Source organism: Blastococcus sp. SYSU D00813 (genome assembly GCF_054050735.1).
In genome coordinates, this window is the sequence record NZ_JBJGZX010000026.1 from 1 (window position 1) to 17,644 (window position 17,644).

A 17,644-nucleotide genomic window follows, 5' to 3' on the forward strand; every position below is an offset into this window, starting at 1 on the left:
CCCCCCCCCGCCCCCCCCCCCCCCCCCCCCCCCCCCCCCCCCCCCCCCCCCCCCCCCCCCCCCCCCCCCCCCCCCCCTCCACTCACGGCTGCGGGTGGTCCGCCTCGCCGCGGACGGGGACGCCGGCGCCGGCCAGGGCGGCCTTGACCTCGCCGATCCGCATCTTGCCGAAGTGGAAGACGCTGGCGGCCAGCACCGCGTCGGCGCCGGCCTCCACCGCCGGCGCGAAGTGGCCGACCTCCCCGGCCCCGCCGCTGGCGATCACCGGCACGGTCACCTCGCGCCGCACGGCGCGGATCAGCTCGAGGTCGAAGCCGGCCAGCGTGCCGTCGGCGTCCATCGAGTTGAGCAGCACCTCACCGACCCCGAGCTCGGCGGCCTGCACGACCCACTCGACGGCGTCCCGGCCGGTGCCGCGCCGCCCGCCGTGGGTGGTGATCTCGAAGCCGGAGTCGGTGACCGCGCCGTCGGCGCAGCGGCGGGCGTCCAGCGACAGCACGAGCACCTGGTTGCCGAAGCGGTCGGCGATCTCGCTGATCAGCTCGGGCCGCGCCACGGCCGCGGTGTTGACGGCGACCTTGTCGGCGCCGGCCCGCAGCAGCCGGTCGACGTCGTCGGGGCTGCGCACGCCGCCGCCGACGGTCAGGGGGATGAACACGCTCTCCGCCGTCCGGCGGACGACGTCGTAGGTGGTCTCCCGGTCCCCGGAGCTGGCGGTGATGTCGAGGAAGGTGAGCTCGTCGGCGCCCTCGGCGTCGTAGACCCGGGCCATCTCCACCGGGTCCCCGGCGTCGCGCAGGTCGACGAAGTTGACGCCCTTGACCACCCGGCCGGCGTCGACGTCCAGGCACGGGATCACCCGCACGGCGAGACTCATGCCGCCGGGTCCCGGACCGCGTCGGCCTCGATCTCCACCAGCATCTCCGGGTCGATGAGCGCCGAGACCTCGACCATCGTGGCGGCCGGCCGGATGTCGCCGAACACCTCGCCGTGGGCGCGGCCGACCTCCTCCCAGCGGCTGATGTCGGTCACGTACATCCGGGTGCGGACGACGTCGGCCAGGGCGAACCCGGCACGCTGCAGCGCCGTCTCGATCGCCGCCAGCACGTGCCGGGTCTGCGCCGCGGCGTCCCCGGGGTGCGCCACGACGCCGTCCACCACCGCCGTCGTCCCGCTCACCCAGGCGGTGTCGCCGCGGACGACGATCCGGCTGTAGCCGACCACCGGCTCCCACGGGTTCGCCGACCCCAGGTTGAGCACGGTCATGCCAGCTCCTCGGTGACCCGCAGCGCCTCGGGCAGCGTGAACGCGCCCGCGTACAGCGCCTTGCCGACGATCGCGCCCTCGACGCCCACCGCGGTGAGGCCGGCCAGGGCCCGGATGTCGTCGAGCGAGCTGACCCCGCCGGAGGCGACCACCGGCCGCGGGGTGGCGGCGCAGACCTCGCGCAGCAGGTCCAGGTTCGGTCCGCGCAGGGTGCCGTCCTTGGTGATGTCGGTGACCACGTACCGGGCGCAGCCCTCGGCGTCCAGGCGCGCCAGGGTCTCGTAGAGCTCGCCGCCCTCGCGGGTCCACCCGCGGGCGGCCAGCCGGGTGCCGCGGACGTCCAGACCGACGGCGATCCGGTCGCCGTGCTCGGCGATGGCGCGGGCGCACCACTCCGGCGACTCGAGGGCTGCGGTGCCGAGGTTGACCCGGCGGCAGCCGGTGGCCAGGGCGGCGGCCAGCGACTCGTCGTCGCGGATGCCGCCGGAGAGCTCCACGTCGACGTCGAGCTCCCCGACCACGCGGGCCAGCAGCTCGCGGTTGCTGCCCCGGCCGAAGGCGGCGTCGAGGTCGACCAGGTGCACCCACTCGGCGCCGTCGCGCTGCCAGGTCAGCGCCGCCTCGAGCGGGTCGCCGTAGGAGGTCTCGCTGCCGGCCTCGCCCTGCACCAGGCGCACGGCCCGGCCCTCGGCGACGTCGACGGCGGGGAGCAGCTGCAGCTTCGGCACGGCCGACAGCCTAGGTTCCCGCCGCTCCCCGCCTCGCAGACCTCCCGCCGGCTACATCTGGGTGACGCCGGCGTCCACCGCCAGCTCGTGCGCGGTGACGTAGCGGCTCTCGTCCGAGGCCAGGAAGAGGACGGCGTCGGCGACGTCCTCGGGCCGCGTCGTGTCGACCGGCAGCATGTTCATGGACATCGCGCCCAGCCGCTGGTCGGCGGCCATCGCCTCGCCGAGCACGCTCTGCATGTCGCCGGTGCCCATCGGGGTGGCCACGCCGGTCGGGTGCACGCTGTTCACCCGGATCGAGTGGCGGGCCAGCTCGGTGGCGAAGGCCTTGGCCATCCCGCGGACGGCGAACTTGCTGGTCGTGTAGTGGACCATGAACGGCTGCACCTCCAGGCCGGCCGCCGAGCTGGTGGTGACGATCGACCCGCCGCCGCGCCGCACCAGGTGCGGGGCGCCGACCATCACGGTGTTCCAGACCCCGGTGACGTTGATGTCCATCGTGTCCTGGAACTGCTGCGGCGTCACCTGGTCCCACGCCCTGGGCGTGCAGATGCCGGCGTTGGCGACGACCACGTCGAGCCCGCCGAGCTCGGCCACCGCGGCGTCGACCTAGGTGCGCATCCCCTCCAGGTCGCGGACGTCGGCCACGACCGGCACGATCCGGCGGTCCAGCGCCTCGACCTGGCGGACGGTCTCGTCGAGGTCCTCCGGCGTCGGCTGCTGGTAGCGGATGCCGGGCAGCGGGCCTGCGACGTCGAGCGCGACGACGTCGGCGCCCTCACCCGCCAGCCGGACGGCGTGCGCCCGGCCCTGCCCGCGACCGGCTCCGGTGATGAACGCGACCTTGCCCGCTACCCGTCCTGCCATGGGATCCGTCCTCCGTGCTCGTGGTGGGTGTCCTCCGCAGTCCCGTCGCCCTCCCCGGGGCGGCGGGGGCAGGGGCGGTGGCGGCAGGGGCGGTGACAGGGTGGGCGGGTGGAGTGCTGCCGTGGAATTCGCTGAGGTCGTCCGCCGCCGCCGCATGGTCCGCGACTACGACCCCGACCGCCCGGTGCCCCCGGAGGTCCGCGAGCGGCTCCTGGAGCACGCAATCCGGGCGCCGTCGGCCGGGTTCACCCAGGGCTGGGCGTTCCTGGTGCTCGAGACCGAGGAGGAGCGGGCCCGGTTCTGGGCCGCCACGGCGCCCTCCCCCGGCCACCCCGGCCCGCCCGACGGCTGGCTGACCCGCATGCGCCGGGCGCCGCTGCTGGTCGTGCCGTTCTCGCACAAGGACGCCTACCTGGACCGCTACGCCGAGCCGGACAAGGGCTGGACCGATCGCGACGAGGCCCGCTGGCCGGTGCCGTACTGGGACGTCGACACCGGCATGGCCGCGCTGATGATGCTGCTGACGGCGGTCGACGAGGGGCTGGGGGCCTGCTTCTTCGGCGTCCCGGGAGAGCGCGTCGGCGCGCTGCGGGAGGCGTTCGGCGTCCCGGGCACCCACCGGCCGGTCGGCGTCGTCGCCGTCGGCTACCCCGGCGACGGCGACCGCCGCTCCCCGTCGCTGCGGCGGGGCCGGCGGGGCGTGGCCGAGGTCGTGCACCGCGGACGGTGGTGAGAGCGTCCTCATCCGGCTCTCACCCGCGCGTCACCGGCGGCGCCGAGGCTGGGCCGGTGCTCCCGGCGTCCCTCCCGTCCCGCCCCCCGTCCTGGCCCGCCCCGCTGCGGCTGCTGCTCGGCCCGGCGGCGGCCGACGTCTGGGCCGCCGTCCTCGAACCGCTGGGCGGCCGGCTGACCGGCCTGCACGCGGCCACCGTGACGCTGCGGGCCGACCGCTCGGCTACGGTCCGGTACGCCGCCGACGTCGCCTGGGCCGACGGCCGCACCACCCGGGAGTCGCTGGCCGCGGCGACCGGCTCGCGCATCCCGCCGGGCGCCGCGGTGGTCGAGGGGCCCGGGGACGGCGGCGCACCCGTCGCGGTCGGCCTGTGGCGCTGGCCGCACGACCCGGCGCTGCCCGGCCTGGCCTGGGCGGCGTCGGCGGCGCGTGCGGCCGAGCGGCTGGCGGGGCTCGGCGTGGACCCCGGCCCGCTGCGGCTGCGGCTGCGCGCCTACCGGCCCGGCCGCCGGGCCGTCGTCGAGGCGACGTCGCCGGCCGGGCGGTGGTTCCTCAAGGTGGTGCGGCCGGCCGCGGCGCCCCCGCTGGCCGCCCGGCACCGCGCGCTGGCCGCCGCCGTGCCGGTGCCGCCGGTGGTCGCGGCGAGCGAGGACGGCGTGCTCGTCCTGCCCGGGCTGCCCGGCACGCCGATGCGCACCGCGCTCGGTGGCGACCCGGCCGCGCTCCCGCCGCCGGAGCACCTGGCGGCCCTGCTCGACGCCCTGCCCGCGATCGAGGCCCCGGCCGGCCGGCGCGACCCCACCGACCCGGTGCCCCGGACCCGTGCCCACGCCACGGTGGTCGGCCTGACCTGCCCGGGGCTCCGGCCGCGGCTGGACCGGGTCACCGCCGCCGTGGCCGCGGCGGTGGGACCGCAGCCGCTCGCGCCCGTGCACGGCGACTTCTACGAGGCGCAGCTCCTGGTCGACGCCGGCCGCGTGGTGGGCCTGCTGGACGTCGACACCGCCGGGCCCGGCGCCCGCGTCGACGACTGGGCCACCCTGCTGGGCCACCTGGCGCTGCTCGAGCAGCTGGCCGCCGACCCGGCGCCCGTGGCCGCCTACCGGGCGAGGGTCGAGGCCTCCCTCGCGCCGGGCGCCGACGCCGCCGAGCTGCGGGCGCGCGTCGCCGGCGTGCTCGTGGGGCTGGCCACCGGGCCGTTCCGCGTCCAGCAGCCGGACTGGGCCGCCGCGACCGAGGCCCGTGTGGCGCTGGCCGAGGAGTGGGCCGGGGTGCGATGAGAACGCCCTCATGGGGATCTCCCGGAGGCCTCACCGGCGGCGGACACCGTGGAGGTGTCAGAACGACAGCGCACCTCTTGGAGGACCTCATGACCCGCCGCCCCGCTCCCTGGAAGGTCGTCACCCTCGGCACCGCGCTCACCGGCCTCGGCCTGGCCGGCGTCGGCGTGGCCGCCGCCGACGACGGCGCCGACGCCCCGGTGCCCGCCGCCGTCTCGGTGGCCGCCGACGACACCGGCGACACGGCCAGCACCCCCGACGCCGCGCCGGGCGGCACCGCCGTCGACGCCTCGCCGGAGACCGCCGACTCCCCCGCCGAGAGCGCCGTGGACAGCCCGGCCGACGTCACCCCGGACGACGCGACGCCGGACGACGCCACCCCCGACGACGCCACCCCCGACGACGCCACCCCCGACGACGCCACCCCCGACGACACGGACACCCCCGGCGACGACTGAGCCGCGGACACCGCCGGCCCCGTCCCCTCAGGGCGGGGCCGGCGGTGTCTCAGGCGCAGAGCCGGTAGCCCATCCCCCGCACCGTCTCAATCCGCTCGGCGCCGAGCTTGCGGCGCAGGTAGCGCACGTAGACGTCGACGACGTTGGAGCCCGGGTCGAAGTCGTAGCCCCACACGTGGCTGAGCAGCTGCTCGCGGGCCAGCACCTGGCCGGGGTGGCGCAGGAAGGTCTCGGCGAGGGCGAACTCGCGGGCGGAGAGGTCGACGGTGCGCCCGCCGGCGGTCGCGCGCCGGGTGCGCAGGTCCAGCGAGAGGTCGCCGGCGGTGAGCACGGTGACCTCCGCCTGCCGGGCCCCGGCCAGCCGCAGCCGCACCCGCGCGAGCAGCTCCTCGAAGCGGAAGGGCTTGGGCATGTAGTCGTCGGCGCCGCCCTCGAGCCCGGCCACGGTGTCCTGCACGCCGTCGCGCGCGGTCAGCACGATGACCGGGACGGCGTTGCGCTCGGCGCGCAGCGCCCGCAGCACGGCGAACCCGTCGAGCACCGGCAGGCCGATGTCGAGCACGACCAGGTCGACCTCGCCGCTGCGGGCCCGGTCCAGGGCCGACAGCCCGTCGCCCACGACCGTGGTGACGAACCCGTTGGCCCGCAGGCCCTTCTCGACGAACGCGGCGATGCGCGGCTCGTCCTCGGCGATCAGCACCCGGCTCACCGGGGTCCTCCCTCGGTCTCGGCGGTCAGGGCGGTGGACAGCGGCGGGGTGTCCCGTGCGTCGTCCACGGTGTCGGCGGGGTCCGCGTCGTCCCCCGGCCCGGCGTCGGCGTCGGCGTCCTCCGGCGGCGCCGGGCGGGCGGGGAGGACGAGGGTGAACGTCGCCCCCTCCCCCGGCCGGCTGTGCAGCTCCACCCGGCCGCCGTGGGCGGCCGCGATCGCCTGCACCACCGACAGGCCGAGGCCGGCGCCGTCGGTGCGGCGGGCGCCGGCGCCGCCGCGGGCGAAGCGCTCGAACACGCGCGCCTGGTCGGCCTCGGCGATGCCCGGCCCGGTGTCGTCGACCCACACGTGCAGCTCGCCGCCGGCCAACCGGCTGCCGACGACGACCCGGTCGCCGGGCCGCGTGTAGTGGACGGCGTTGTCGGCCAGCGCCACGACCGCCTGCGTGAGCCGTTGCGGGTCCAGCAGCAGGTCGGCGCGGGCGGTCGCGCCCAGCTGCCAGTCCCGCTCGCCGAGCCGGCGCACCTTGCCGAAGACCTCGGTGGTCAGCGCGGCCACGTCGACCGGTTGCAGGCGGACGAACTCCGGCTGCTCCGCCCGCGCCAGCAGCAGCAGCTCGGACACCATCCGGTTCATCCGGCCCAGTTCGTCGTCGACGAGGGCGACGGTCTCGCGGACGTCGGCGGGGTCGGCGGGGTCGAGCACCTCCAGGTGGCCGCGGACGATCGTGATCGGCGTGCGCAGCTCGTGCCCGGCGTCGTCGAGGAAGCGGCGCTGAGCCGCCACGCCCCGCTCCACGCGGTCGAGCATCGCGTTGACCGACCGCGCCAGGTCGGCCAGCTCGTCGCGCGCGTCGGCGGGCACCGGGATGCGGCCGGACAGGTCGGTGTCGGTGATCCCGGCGGCGGTCGCGGCCACCTGCCGCACCGGGCGCAGCACCCGCCCGGCGACCACCCAGGCGCCGCCGGCCGCCAGCAGGAGCGTGACCCCGCCGACGCCGAGCATGAGCCGGGCGACGTCGTCGGCGGCCTGCCGCTCCTGGTCGGCGAAGTACGCGACCACGACCACGCCCCGGGCGGGGTCGCCGGCCAGGGTCACGGGGACGGCCAGGTAGCGCACCTCCCCCGCGCCGCTGTCGTACCGCCCCGCCACCGGCTCGGTCACGTCGCCGACGAGCGCGGTGAAGGCGGCGTCCTCGCTGAGCAGGACAGGTGCCTCGATGCGGCTCTGGAAGCGGTAGGCGCCGTCGACGTAGCCCAGGAACTTCTCGTTGGGCCGGGCGAGGTTGTAGGTGATGACCGTCTGCAGGACGTCGGCCACCGACCCGAACCGCTCCCCCGTCGACGGGTCGATGCCGGCCTCGACGATCTGCGAGAACTCGGTGACCTCGGCGCGCAGCGCGGTGTCCATCCGCTCGTCGATGGAGGAGACGAGCAGCCGCCAGGTCACCAGCGTCACCAGGCCGAGGGCGAGCAGCACCAGCAGCAGGACCCAGCCGATGATCCGGGTCCGGGCCGCCCGCGGCAGCCACCGCCGTCCGCGCGCCTCAGTCGTCGTCGTCACCGTCGGGCTCAACGTCGTCGTCCCCGCCGTCGTCCCCGGTGTCGTCCCCGTCGTCGTCGACGGGGGGTGGGGGGACGACGTCGGGCGACGGGGAGGGCGCGGGCGGCGGGGCCGGGGTGGTCGTGCCCGGCTCGGGGGCCGGCGCCGGGGACCGCTCGGGGACGACGATCGGCGGGGGCACCGCGGGCGGGCGCGCGTCGGCCGGCCGCAGCGCCGCCCAGCCGCCCCAGGCCAGCAGGACCAGCGCCACCGCGGCGAGCAGCGGGACGAGGACCGGCCGCAGACGCACGACGCCACGGTGCGCGCCGCAGGTGGCCGGGCGGTGAGACGCAGATGAGACCGCTCTCATCCGCGCGGTCAGCCGAGCCGCGTCGTCGCTCCCACCACGACCAGGTCGGAGCTGTGCGACCCGGCGGCGTCGACGCCCTCGGGCCGGGGCTCGAAGCCGGGCAGCCCGTCCAGGCCGTCGCTGCCGTCGACCGTGCGCAGCGTCAGGTCGCCGCCGCCGGTCACCTCGACGGTCGCCTCCACCCCGCCGTCCGGCGGCCCGTGGAAGGTCACCCACAGCCGGTCCCCGCCCAGCGCCTCCCCGGGCACCGCCCGGCCCTGCACCCGCGCCGCGGTGACCTCGCCGCCGTCCGTGCCGAGGTCGAGGACGACGAGGCGGACGTCGCGCTGGGGCGTGACCCGGACGGTCACCGTGCGCCGGTCGCCGGACACCTCGTCGGCCAGCACGGTGACCGTCGACGGTGGCAGGTCCGCGGGCTCGGCCGGACCGGTCGCGACCGGATCCCCGGTGAGGTAGGGGTAGTCGTGCGGCAGCACCTCCGGCGAGCCGACGTACCGGGCGGTGTACTCCCCGGGGTCCTCCTCGGTGCTGGCCCACCACGCCTCCCCCGTGTCCGCCTCCATCGCGTACACGAGCTGGCTGGGCACCGGGTGGTCGGCGTCGAACCGGTCCACGGCCAGGCCGGTGAGCGCCGTCGCCACCGCCAGCAGCAGCGCTCCCGCGGGCACCGCCGCGACCGCGCCGCGGCGGGCCGGCGCGCCGTCGGCAGGGCGGGCCGGCGCGCCGTCGGCAGGGCGGGCCGGCGCGCCGTCGGCGGGGAACAGCGCGGCGGACGCGGGCAGCAGCGCCAGCGCGAGCACCGTCGCCACCGCGGCGGGCGCCGCTCCGCCCGACAGGCCCAGCGCCGGCAAGAACAGCGCGACCGTCGGCGCGAGGACGACGACGGCGACCGCACCGGCCACGAGCGCGGCGCCGGCCCGCACCCCCGGCGCCGGGCGCAGCAGCGCGACCAGCCCCGTCAGCGCCCCGGCCAGCGCCGGCCACGCGGCCAGGTAGGAGCCGCCGGGCGCGACCGCGGCCAGGACCGCGGCCAGCACGGCCAGCAGCCCGAGCGCGCCGGTGACCAGCGCCGTCGTCCCGACCCGGCGGCGCAGCAGCGCGAACCAGGCGAGGACCACCGCCGCCACGAGCGCGACCGCCGCCAGCCGGTACCAGCCCGGCCGCCACGGGTCGAGCATGGAGCCGTAGCCCGGGCGCACGAGCACCAGCAGCGCCCACAGCCCCTGCACGGCCAGCGGCGCGAGCACCAGCGGCACGACGGCGAGCAGCGCGCCGGCCGCGGTGCGCCGCAGCGGCGCCGCGCCCCGGCGGCGGGCCAGCCAGGCCAGCGCGCCGACGGCGGCGACCGACGCGACCGCCAGCGGCCGGACCAGCCAGCCGGGGTAGCGCGCGAGGCCGCCGAGCACCGGGAAGTAGGTGGCGTCGCCGCCGTCGGTCGCGGTGAGCCCGGTCAGGTCCGCCCCGCCCAGCTCCCGGGTGAGGGCCAGGGTGTTGTCGCCCAGCGCCTGCAGGGTGGCCCGGTCGAGGCGCGCCGGGGTGTCCTGGGGCGTGTGGTAGCCCGCCGCGCCGTCGATGTAGGCGGTGTTCAGGCCGGTGAAGTCGCCGTCTGCCAGGAGCACGCTGAAGTCGGTGTCGTTGGGCAGGGCCCGGTAGACCTCGACGGCGAAGCTGCTGGCCACCGGGTGCGGCGCGGCGGCGGCGAAGCGCGCGGCCAGGGCGCCGTTGCCCAGCGACGTCTCGAACATGATCGGCGGGCCGGTGGTCCCCCGGGCCTCGAGGTTGAGGACGACGCCGCCCTCGGCGGCCAGCGGGTCCGACGAGGCGAACGCCTCGGCGCCGCACAGGCAGGCCTCCTCGGCGTCGGTGACCACCACGACGACGTCGTTGCGCAGCGCCGGCCCCTCCTGCAGCGCGCGGACGGTCTCCAGCAGCGCGGCCACGCCGCCGGCGTCGTCGCTGGCGCCCGGACCGGTCTCGACCGAGTCCGAGTGCGCCATGAGGAACAGCCGCCCGGTCGGGTCGGTGCCGGGCAGGACGGCGACGACGTTGCGCGCCGCGGCCATCTCGGCGACCCCCGCCCCGGACTGGTAGGTGCCGACCGCCTCCTGGACCCGCGGCTCCAGGCCGAGGTCGGTGAGGGTGTCGACGAGGTCGTCGACGACGCGCTCGTGGGCCTCGCTGCCGGTGACGTGCACCTCGGCGGCGATCCGCTCGACGTGCTCGAACGCGCGGGCGGCGCTGAACGTGTCCCCGGGGGCGTCGGCGCCGGCCGGGTCGGGCGGCAGCAGGGCCAGCACGCTCCACGCGGTGAGCCCGGCGAGGAGGACGAGGACCAGCAGCCCGGGCAGGCGGGAGCGCGCGTCAGCCGCCGGCGACTCGGTGCGGGTCGCGGGCACGGGGCTCCTCACGGGCGACGACCGGGACGCCGGTCACCCTAGGTGCGGCGGGGACCGCGCGCCGTGCCGGGCCGGGGTCGCTGCCCGGTGCGGCCGCCGCCCTTCGACCCTGGGCGCCGGCAGGGCCCGGCCGGGAGACTGGCGCGGCCCGCGAGCCCGTCCCCGGGGGGTGCCATGCGCTGCCGTCCGCCCGTCCTGGCCGTCTGCGGCTGCCTGGTCGTCGCCGCCTGCGGAGGCGACGACGGCGGGCCCGCGGCGAGCGCCGGTGGGAGCCCCGCCGCGGCGGTGACCACGGCCCCCGCGGGGTTCCCGGTGCACCGGGTGCCCGACGACGCCGTGGTCAGCCTGCCCAGCCCCGACTGGCTGGCCACCGACGGGGAGGCGGTGTGGGTGCGCCTGGACGGCGGGGAGGTCCTGCGCCTGGACCCGGGGACCGGCGAGACCGAGGCCACCGTCGCGGTCGGCGGGGACCTCTGCCAGGGCATCGGCGCCGGGCTCGGTTCCGTGTGGACGTGCTCGGGCACCGACATCGCGCGCATCGATCCCGCGACCGGCGAGGTCGACGCCACCTTCCCCGTCAACAAGACCTACGCCCAAGGGCACCTGGCGACCGCGGCGGGCCTGCTGTGGGTCCTCACCGGCGACGGCGGCACGCTGCTCGGCCTGGACCCCGGGACCGGGGCCGCCACGGCCAGCGTGGCGCTCGGCGTCCGCGGCACCGACCTCGCCGCCGGGGAGGCCGGGCTGTGGGTGGTCAGCGCGGTCGACGGCGCCGCCGTCCGCGTCGACCCGGGGACCGCGGCGGTCGACCGCCGCGTCGACGGGCTGGGACGGCCGACGGTGGCCGCCGTGACCGACCAGGTGTGGGTCAGCGGCGGGTCGACGACCACGCGCATCGACCCGGAGAGCGGATCGGTGCTCGTCACCGCGGAGTTCGGCACCGGGCAGGACGGCGGCCTGGCCCTGGCCGACGACCGGGTGTGGGTCCGCAACGCGGAGCACTTCCTGGTCGCGCTCGACGCCGCGGACGGCCGGCCGGTGGCCGGCTACTCGTGGGACGAGGCCACGGCCGGCGGGGACGTGCTCGTGGCCGCGGGGGCGCTGTGGGCCACCGCGTACCAGGACCGGGCCCTCGTCCGGCTCGACCCCTCCCCCGGCGACTGACCACCGCGGCGCCGTCAGAGGGTGGCGACCCAGTTGGTGAGCAGCTGCGCGCCGGCGTCGCCGCTCTTCTCCGGGTGGAACTGGGTGGCCGACAGCGCCGCGTTCTCGACCCCGGCGACGAACCGGTCGCCGTGCTCGGCCCAGGTCACCAGCGGGGCCTTCAGCCGCGACGTCGGGTCGTCCTGGCCGAGGGTGAAGTCGCGGACGCCGTAGGAGTGCACGAAGTAGAAGCGCTGGCCGGCCAGCCCGTCGAACAGGACCGACCCCTCCGGCGCCTCGACGGTGTTCCAGCCCATGTGCGGCAGCACCGGCGCCTGCAGCGGCTTCACGACGCCGGGCCACTCGCCGCAGCCCTCGGCGTCGTGGCCGTGCTCGACCCCCTTCTCGAAGAGGACCTGCATGCCGACGCAGACGCCGAGCACCGGGCGTCCGCCGGCCAGCCGGCGGCCGATGAGGCGCGGCCCGTCGACCGCGCGCAGCCCGGCCATGCAGGCGGCGAAGGCCCCGACGCCGGGGACGACGAGCCCGTCGGCATCGAGGGCGGCCTGGTGGTCGGCGGTCACGGTCACGTCGGCGCCGACCCGAGCCAGCGCCCGCTCGGCCGAGCGCAGGTTGCCCGACCCGTAGTCGAGGACGACGACCTTCTTCTTCACGCCTGCCACGGTACTGACCAGCGACGCGGGGCCCGCCGGGATTCCCGCCTCACGACTCCCAGGGCAGCACGGTCAGCTCCGGCCAGACCGCCGACCAGCGCGCGGCCTTCGCCTCGTACACCTCGCGCGGGGCCAGCCGCCGGTTGGGCCGCACGACCAGCCCGAACACGTCGTCGAACCCGAACGGCGCGTAGACCCGCGGCCGGCCGCCGTCGACGGTCACGCCGAGGCAGCAGCAGACGGCGGCGAAGTGGTCGATGGCGTCGGCGCAGTCGCCGAACGGCGGGGCCGCGATGCCGAACCGGTCGGGGTACCAGAGGTGCACTCGCGCCTCGTTGCGGATCTCGACCGGGACCCCGACCCCGGCGAACAGGTCGGCGCCCCGGCGGATGACGGCGTCCTCGGCGGCCCAGGAGGTGTCCGGGTCGAAGTAGAAGAGGTCGGCGTCCTTCACCCCCGTGCCCGGCGGACGGCCGGTGACCGCGTTCCAGACCGTCTGCACCAGCAGCCCGGCGGTCAGCCACCAGTCGCCGACGCCCAGCGCGGGCGCCCGGTCGAGGACCGCCCGCACGGTCGGGTCGGCGAGGACGACGCCGAGGAAGCGCTCCTCGGTCACCCCACCATCCAGAGGACCCCCGCGACGGAGGCGAGGACGGCGGCGAGCAGCAGGAAGCCGGCGACGGCGACCTGACCGGTGCTGCGGCCGGTGGGCGCCGGCTCGGCGTTCCAGACGCTCCAGACCCCGCCGAGCAGGAAGCCGCCGAGCAGAAGCAGCGCGAGACCGAAGTACATGCGAGGAACCGGAGCCCGATCAGCCGGCCGCTACAGCGCGCCCTTGGTCGAGGGCACGCCGCTGGTGCGGGCGTCGAGCGCGACCGCGGTGCGCAGCGCCCGGGCGAGCGCCTTGAACTGCCCCTCGACGATGTGGTGGGCGTCGCGGCCGGCGTAGAGCACCCGCACGTGCAGGGTGATCCGCGCGTTGAACGCGAACGTCTCGAGCACGTGCTTCGTCAGCGACGTCGGGTAGTCGGGCCCGATCATCGGCGTCATGTTCTCGGGCTCGGCGTGCACGAAGTACGGCCGGCCGGAGAGGTCGACCGCCGCCTGCACGAGCACCTCGTCCATGGGGATGGTGGCGTCCCCGTAGCGGGTGATGCCCTTCTTGTCCCCGAGCGCCTCGCCGAAGGCCTGGCCGAGAGCGATGGCGACGTCCTCCACCGTGTGGTGGGCGTCGATGTGCAGGTCGCCGTCGGCCTGCACGGTGAGGTCGATGCCGCTGTGCTTGCTCAGGGCGGTGAGCATGTGGTCGTAGAACCCGACGCCGGTGCTGATCGAGCTGGTGCCGGTGCCGTCGAGGTCGACCTCGACCACCAGCTTGGTCTCGCTGGTGGCGCGCTCCACCCGTGCGGTGCGGTTCATGACGCTCAGTCTCCCAGGCGGTGGGTCGGTGCGACCTCACTCAACGCGGTGAGGAAGGCCTCGGTCTCGGCGGGCGTGCCGGCGGTCACCCGCAGCCAGCCGGGGATGCCGACGTCGCGGACGAGGACGTCGCGGTCCAGCATGGCCTGCCAGGCGGCGTGCGCGTCGGCGAAGCGGCCGAAGAGCACGAAGTTGGCGTCGCTGGGCACGCTGGTCAGCCCGAGGCCGGGCAGCGCGGCGACGATCCGGTCCCGCTCGGCCTTGACGGCGTCGACCGTGGCCAGCAGCGCGTCGGTGTGCGCGAGCGCGGCGCGGGCGGCGGCCTGGGTCAGCGCCGACAGGTGGTAGGGCAGCCGGACCAGCTGCAGCGCGTCGACGACGGCGGGGTCGGCGGCCAGGTAGCCCAGCCGCAGGCCGGCCATGCCGAACGCCTTGCTCATCGTGCGGCTCACGACCAGCCGCGGCCGGCCCGGCAGCAGGCTCAACGCCGACGGCGTGCCGGCGCGGGCGAACTCGGCGTAGGCCTCGTCGACCACGAGCACGCCGCTGGTCGCCTCGTACAGCTCCTCGATGGTCGCGAGCTCGACGGCGGTGCCGGTCGGGTTGTTCGGGCTGGTGACGAAGACGACGTCCGGCGCCAGCTCGCGGACCTGCGCGGCGGCGACGGCGGGGTCGATCGTGAAGTCGGCCCGGCGGTGCCCGTCGGCCCAGGCGGTGCCGGTGCCGGCGGAGATGATCGGGTGCATCGAGTAGGACGGCGTGAAGCCCAGCGCCGTCCGGCCCGCGCCGCCGAAGGCCTGCAGGACCTGCTGCAGCACCTCGTTGGAGCCGTTGGCCGCCCACACCTGGTCCGGGCCCACCGGCTCGCCGGACGTGCGGGTCAGGTAGGTCGCCAGGTCGGTGCGCAGCGCGACGGCGTCGCGGTCGGGGTAGCGGTTGAGCTCCACCGACGCCTCGGCCAGCGCGGCGCCGAGGTCGGCGAGCAGCTCCGGCGGCAGCGGGTAGGGGTTCTCGTTGGTGTTGAGCCGGTGGGTGACCCGCAGCTGCGGGGCGCCGTACGGGGTCTTCCCGCGCAGCTCCGGCCGCAGCGGGAGGTCGTCCGTCCCGATGGCGCTGTTCCTCCGCGCGGAGACCGTCATGCCTTCTGCCGGGCCCGGACCGCCGCCGCGTGCGCCGGCAGGTCCTCCGCGCCGGCCAGGGCGTCGATGTGCCCGGCGACGTCGGCCAGCGCCGCCTCGTCGTACTCGACGACGTGGATGCCGCGCAGGAACGACTGCACCGACAGGCCGCTGGAGTGCCGGGCGCAGCCGCCCGTGGGCAGCACGTGGTTGGAGCCGGCGCAGTAGTCGCCGAGGCTCACCGGCGAGTACGCGCCGACGAAGACCGCGCCGGCGTTGCGCACCCGGAGCGCCACCTGGCGGGCGTCGCGGGTCTGGATCTCCAGGTGCTCGGCGGCGTAGGCGTCGACCACGCGCAGGCCGGCCTCGACGTCGTCGACCAGGACGATCCCCGACTGGCTGCCCTCCAGCGCGGTCGTGATGCGGTCGGAGTGCTTGGTGGCGGCCACCTGGGCGGGGACCAGCCCGAGGACGGCGTCGGCCAGCTCCTCGCTGTCGGTCACCAGCACCGCCCCGGCCAGCGGATCGTGCTCGGCCTGGCTGATCAGGTCGGCGGCGACGTGCACCGGGTCGGCGGTGTCGTCGGCGAGGATCGCGACCTCGGTGGGACCGGCCTCGGAGTCGATGCCGATCAGCCCGCGCAGCAGCCGCTTCGCCGCGGTGACGTAGACGTTGCCGGGGCCGGTGACCATGTCGACCGGCTCGCAGGAGCCCGCCCCGTAGCCGAAGACCGCGATCGCCTGGGCGCCGCCGACGGCGTACACCTCGGAGACGCCGAGCAGGGCGCAGGCGGCGAGGACGCCGGGGTCGGGCAGCCCGCCGTTGTCGCGCTGCGGCGGCGAGGCGACGGCGATCGACTCGACGCCGGCGATCTGCGCCGGGACGACGTTCATGACCACGCTGGACAGCAGCGGCGCGAGGCCGCCGGGGACGTAGAGGCCGACCCGGCGGACGGGCACCCAGCGCTCCATCACCGTGCCGCCGGGGACGACCTCGGTGGTGACGTCGGTGCGGGCCTGGTCGGCGTGCACCTTCCGGACCCGGGCGATGGCCTCCTCGAGGGCCGCGCGCACCGCCGGGTCGATCGTGGCCAGGGCGTCGTCGACGGCCTGCTGGGGCACCGCGAAGTCCTCGAGGTCCACGCCGTCGAGCCGGGCGGTGATCTCCCGGACGGCCTGGGCGCCGCGCACCCGGACGTCCTCGCACAGCGGCCGGACCGTGGTGAGCACCGAGTCGATGTCGGTCGCCGCACGGGGCAGCAGGCCGGAGAGCTCGCGCACCCCGGGGAGCGCGGATCCACGCAGGTCGATGCGGGTGAGCACGGGGATGCCTCCGGGCAGGGGCGAGGGGACGGCGACCTCCCAGGGTAGCCGCGCCCGAGATCGCCGGGCCGGGGCCCTAGGCTCGCCGCGTGGGTCAGGTCATCCCGCTCTTCCCCCTGGGGACGCCCCTGTTCCCGGGCGTCGTCCTGCCCCTGCGCGTCTTCGAGCCCCGCTACCGGCGGCTGATGCGCGACCTGCTCGTGCAGCGCGCCGAGGAGCGGTCACCGGGGTTCTTCGGCGTGGTGGCCATCCGGCAGGGCTGGGAGGTCGAGCAGGTGGCGCCGGCCGAGGCCCTCTACGACATCGGCTGCACCGCCCGCCTGCAGTCGGTGCGCCCGCTGTCGGACGGCGGCTTCTCCATCGTCACCGTCGGCGGCGACAGGTTCCGGCTGCTCGACGTCCTGGTCGCCGACGACCCGCCCTACCTGCAGGCCGAGGTCGAGTGGCTGGCCGAGGAGGAGGCGGCCGAGGAGGCCGCCGGCGACGCCGACGGCATGGTCGGCCTGCCCGGCGACGTCCCCCTCGGGCCGCCCGACGAGGCCGCCGCGGCCGGGCTCGACGAGCTGGTCAGCTCGGTGGCCCGGGGCTCGATGGACGTGCTGGTCCGCGGCGTCGGGGACCTGTTCGCCCGGTACGTCGCCGCGGTGGGCGCGCTGCGCGCCGGGGACGGCGAGGAGGCGGCGGAGACCGGCACCGACGAGGAGACCGCCTCGCTGATGGAGGCGGTGGGCGACGACCCGCGGGCGCTGTCCTACCTCGTCGCGTCGGCGGCGCTGCTCACCACCGAGGACCGGCAGGCGCTGCTCGCCGAGTCGGCGACCCGGCGGCGGCTGGTCACCGAGGCGCGGCTGCTGCGCCGGGAGCTGACGCTGCTGGAGACGATCGGCGCGGTGCCCGCGCCGCTGCAGCGGTTCGCCGGGCCGCGCAGCGTCAACTGACGTCGCGGCCGATGTCCTCGCCGGCGGCCAGCAGGGTGCCCGCCACGTAGACCAGCACCGCGACGAACGGCCCGACGGCCAGCGCCGGCAGCGCGGCCAGGTCCAGCACCGCGTCGGCCGGGCCGACGCGGGTCTCCACCGAGTCGCCGAACCAGGAGACCAGCGCCTCCCCCAGCTGCCAGGCGACGACGCCGGCCAGCGCCGTCCCCGCGGCCAGGCCGAGCAGGACCGTCACCCCGCGGTGCCGGCGCAGCAGCCACACCGCGAGCCCGCCGAGCAGCCCGAGGCCGGCCATGACCAGCGTGAAGACGACGTCCCCCGCGGGCGCCCGCTCCGTGGCCGTGGACTCCACCGCGATCGTCTGGCCCTCGATCACGACCGTGTGCACCACCGGGGACAGCAGCCACCAGGTCAGACCCGCCGGGACCCCCGCGAGGACGAGCAGGCCGGTCAGCCGCAGCGCCGGCAGCAGGTCGGCGCGCAGCTCGGCCACCCCGCCCCACCGGCCGGCGACAGGCCCGGCCCGCCGCTCCGTCCACCGGCCGGCCGGCTGCCCGAGGGCCTGACCGGGGTGGCCGGGGAAGCCGTCGGCGGGGTGGTCGGGCGCCGGTCCGCCACCGGCCTGAGCAGCCCGGACGGGGCCGACGGTGTCGCTCACGCCTCCAGTGAACCCTCCCGG

General features: G+C 76.9%; 19 protein-coding genes and 1 pseudogene. 5 read left to right on the top strand and 15 right to left on the bottom strand.

The annotated features are described in order from the left end of the window. Nucleotides 1-82: 82 nt before the first annotated feature. The 4 genes and pseudogenes from hisF to ACI8AX_RS16655 form a co-directional block, all read right to left on the bottom strand. Complete coding sequence (gene hisF, locus ACI8AX_RS16640) at nt 83-877, bottom strand: imidazole glycerol phosphate synthase subunit HisF (RefSeq protein ID WP_456550948.1); 795 nt, start codon at nt 875-877, stop codon at nt 83-85. Continuing rightward, a complete protein-coding gene (locus ACI8AX_RS16645; protein ID WP_456550949.1) occupies nt 874-1,266 on the bottom strand; it encodes a RidA family protein in 393 nt (130 codons plus the stop codon). The genes hisF and ACI8AX_RS16645 overlap by 4 nt, the downstream gene beginning before the upstream one ends. Beyond that, nucleotides 1,263-1,994 carry a bifunctional 1-(5-phosphoribosyl)-5-((5-phosphoribosylamino)methylideneamino)imidazole-4-carboxamide isomerase/phosphoribosylanthranilate isomerase PriA gene (gene priA / locus ACI8AX_RS16650; RefSeq protein ID WP_456550950.1) on the bottom strand — a complete coding sequence of 244 codons (732 nt, stop codon included), beginning with the start codon at nt 1,992-1,994 and terminating at the stop codon, nt 1,263-1,265. Before priA ends, ACI8AX_RS16645 begins: the two co-directional genes overlap by 4 nt. 51 nt (nt 1,995-2,045) lie before the next feature. Further along, nucleotides 2,046-3,017, bottom strand: a pseudogene (locus tag ACI8AX_RS16655) (mycofactocin-coupled SDR family oxidoreductase). Between ACI8AX_RS16655 and ACI8AX_RS16660 the strand changes: the two are divergent. The 3 genes from ACI8AX_RS16660 to ACI8AX_RS16670 all read left to right on the top strand — a co-directional run bounded on the left by ACI8AX_RS16660 (nt 2,983) and on the right by ACI8AX_RS16670 (nt 5,332). Next, the gene (locus ACI8AX_RS16660) at nt 2,983-3,594 is read left to right on the top strand and encodes a nitroreductase family protein (protein WP_456550951.1); all 612 of its coding nucleotides are present in this window, start codon (nt 2,983-2,985) and stop codon (nt 3,592-3,594) included. The pseudogene ACI8AX_RS16655 and the gene ACI8AX_RS16660 sit on opposite strands and share 35 nt — an antisense overlap. A 56-nt stretch (nt 3,595-3,650) precedes the next feature. Next, the gene (locus ACI8AX_RS16665; protein WP_456550952.1) at nt 3,651-4,874 is read left to right on the top strand and encodes a hypothetical protein; all 1,224 of its coding nucleotides are present in this window, start codon (nt 3,651-3,653) and stop codon (nt 4,872-4,874) included. A gap of 89 nt (nt 4,875-4,963) precedes the next feature. Beyond that, nucleotides 4,964-5,332, top strand: a complete 369-nt coding sequence (locus ACI8AX_RS16670; protein WP_456550953.1) for a hypothetical protein — start codon at nt 4,964-4,966, stop codon at nt 5,330-5,332. 49 nt (nt 5,333-5,381) lie between these two features. On the opposite strand, the gene ACI8AX_RS16675 is transcribed toward ACI8AX_RS16670, so the two are convergent. From ACI8AX_RS16675 to ACI8AX_RS16690, 4 genes are all read right to left on the bottom strand, one after another. Then, nucleotides 5,382-6,041 (bottom strand): response regulator transcription factor, encoded by a 660-nt coding sequence (locus tag ACI8AX_RS16675; RefSeq protein WP_456550954.1) that lies wholly within the window; start codon nt 6,039-6,041, stop codon nt 5,382-5,384. Next, complete coding sequence (locus ACI8AX_RS16680) at nt 6,038-7,606, bottom strand: sensor histidine kinase (RefSeq protein WP_456550955.1); 1,569 nt, start codon at nt 7,604-7,606, stop codon at nt 6,038-6,040. The genes ACI8AX_RS16675 and ACI8AX_RS16680 overlap by 4 nt, the downstream gene beginning before the upstream one ends. Then, nucleotides 7,590-7,895, bottom strand: a complete 306-nt coding sequence (locus tag ACI8AX_RS16685) for a hypothetical protein (RefSeq protein ID WP_456550956.1) — start codon at nt 7,893-7,895, stop codon at nt 7,590-7,592. Before ACI8AX_RS16685 ends, ACI8AX_RS16680 begins: the two co-directional genes overlap by 17 nt. A gap of 68 nt (nt 7,896-7,963) precedes the next feature. Further along, a complete protein-coding gene (locus tag ACI8AX_RS16690) occupies nt 7,964-10,351 on the bottom strand; it encodes a M20/M25/M40 family metallo-hydrolase (RefSeq protein ID WP_456550957.1) in 2,388 nt (795 codons plus the stop codon). Nucleotides 10,352-10,525: 174 nt separating this feature from the next. Here ACI8AX_RS16690 and ACI8AX_RS16695 point away from each other — a divergent pair, with 174 nt between their 5' ends. Continuing rightward, nucleotides 10,526-11,515 (top strand): hypothetical protein, encoded by a 990-nt coding sequence (locus ACI8AX_RS16695; RefSeq protein ID WP_456550958.1) that lies wholly within the window; start codon nt 10,526-10,528, stop codon nt 11,513-11,515. A 14-nt stretch (nt 11,516-11,529) separates the two neighbouring features. Here the strand turns inward: ACI8AX_RS16695 and hisH are convergent, their stop codons facing one another. The 6 genes from hisH to hisD are packed head-to-tail and all read right to left on the bottom strand — an operon-like array spanning nt 11,530 to nt 16,027. Continuing rightward, complete coding sequence (gene hisH, locus ACI8AX_RS16700; RefSeq protein ID WP_456550959.1) at nt 11,530-12,168, bottom strand: imidazole glycerol phosphate synthase subunit HisH; 639 nt, start codon at nt 12,166-12,168, stop codon at nt 11,530-11,532. Nucleotides 12,169-12,217: 49 nt separating this feature from the next. Beyond that, a complete protein-coding gene (locus ACI8AX_RS16705) occupies nt 12,218-12,784 on the bottom strand; it encodes a nucleotidyltransferase family protein (RefSeq protein ID WP_456550960.1) in 567 nt (188 codons plus the stop codon). Beyond that, nucleotides 12,781-12,960, bottom strand: a complete 180-nt coding sequence (locus ACI8AX_RS16710; protein ID WP_456550961.1) for a hypothetical protein — start codon at nt 12,958-12,960, stop codon at nt 12,781-12,783. The genes ACI8AX_RS16705 and ACI8AX_RS16710 overlap by 4 nt, the downstream gene beginning before the upstream one ends. Nucleotides 12,961-12,990: 30 nt before the next feature. Then, complete coding sequence (gene hisB / locus ACI8AX_RS16715) at nt 12,991-13,587, bottom strand: imidazoleglycerol-phosphate dehydratase HisB (protein WP_456550962.1); 597 nt, start codon at nt 13,585-13,587, stop codon at nt 12,991-12,993. A gap of 5 nt (nt 13,588-13,592) precedes the next feature. Continuing rightward, a complete protein-coding gene (locus tag ACI8AX_RS16720) occupies nt 13,593-14,726 on the bottom strand; it encodes a histidinol-phosphate transaminase (protein ID WP_456550963.1) in 1,134 nt (377 codons plus the stop codon). Next, nucleotides 14,723-16,027 carry a histidinol dehydrogenase gene (gene hisD / locus ACI8AX_RS16725; protein ID WP_456550964.1) on the bottom strand — a complete coding sequence of 435 codons (1,305 nt, stop codon included), beginning with the start codon at nt 16,025-16,027 and terminating at the stop codon, nt 14,723-14,725. The genes ACI8AX_RS16720 and hisD overlap by 4 nt, the downstream gene beginning before the upstream one ends. 89 nt (nt 16,028-16,116) lie before the next feature. Between hisD and ACI8AX_RS16730 the strand changes: the two genes are divergently transcribed. Next, nucleotides 16,117-16,965, top strand: coding sequence for an LON peptidase substrate-binding domain-containing protein (locus ACI8AX_RS16730; RefSeq protein ID WP_456550965.1), 849 nt, complete (start codon nt 16,117-16,119; stop codon nt 16,963-16,965). Here ACI8AX_RS16730 and ACI8AX_RS16735 read toward each other — a convergent pair. Beyond that, entirely contained in the window at nt 16,958-17,623 is a 666-nt protein-coding gene (locus tag ACI8AX_RS16735; protein WP_456550966.1) for a hypothetical protein, read from the bottom strand. The genes ACI8AX_RS16730 and ACI8AX_RS16735 overlap by 8 nt on opposite strands. Nucleotides 17,624-17,644: the final 21 nt, after the last annotated feature.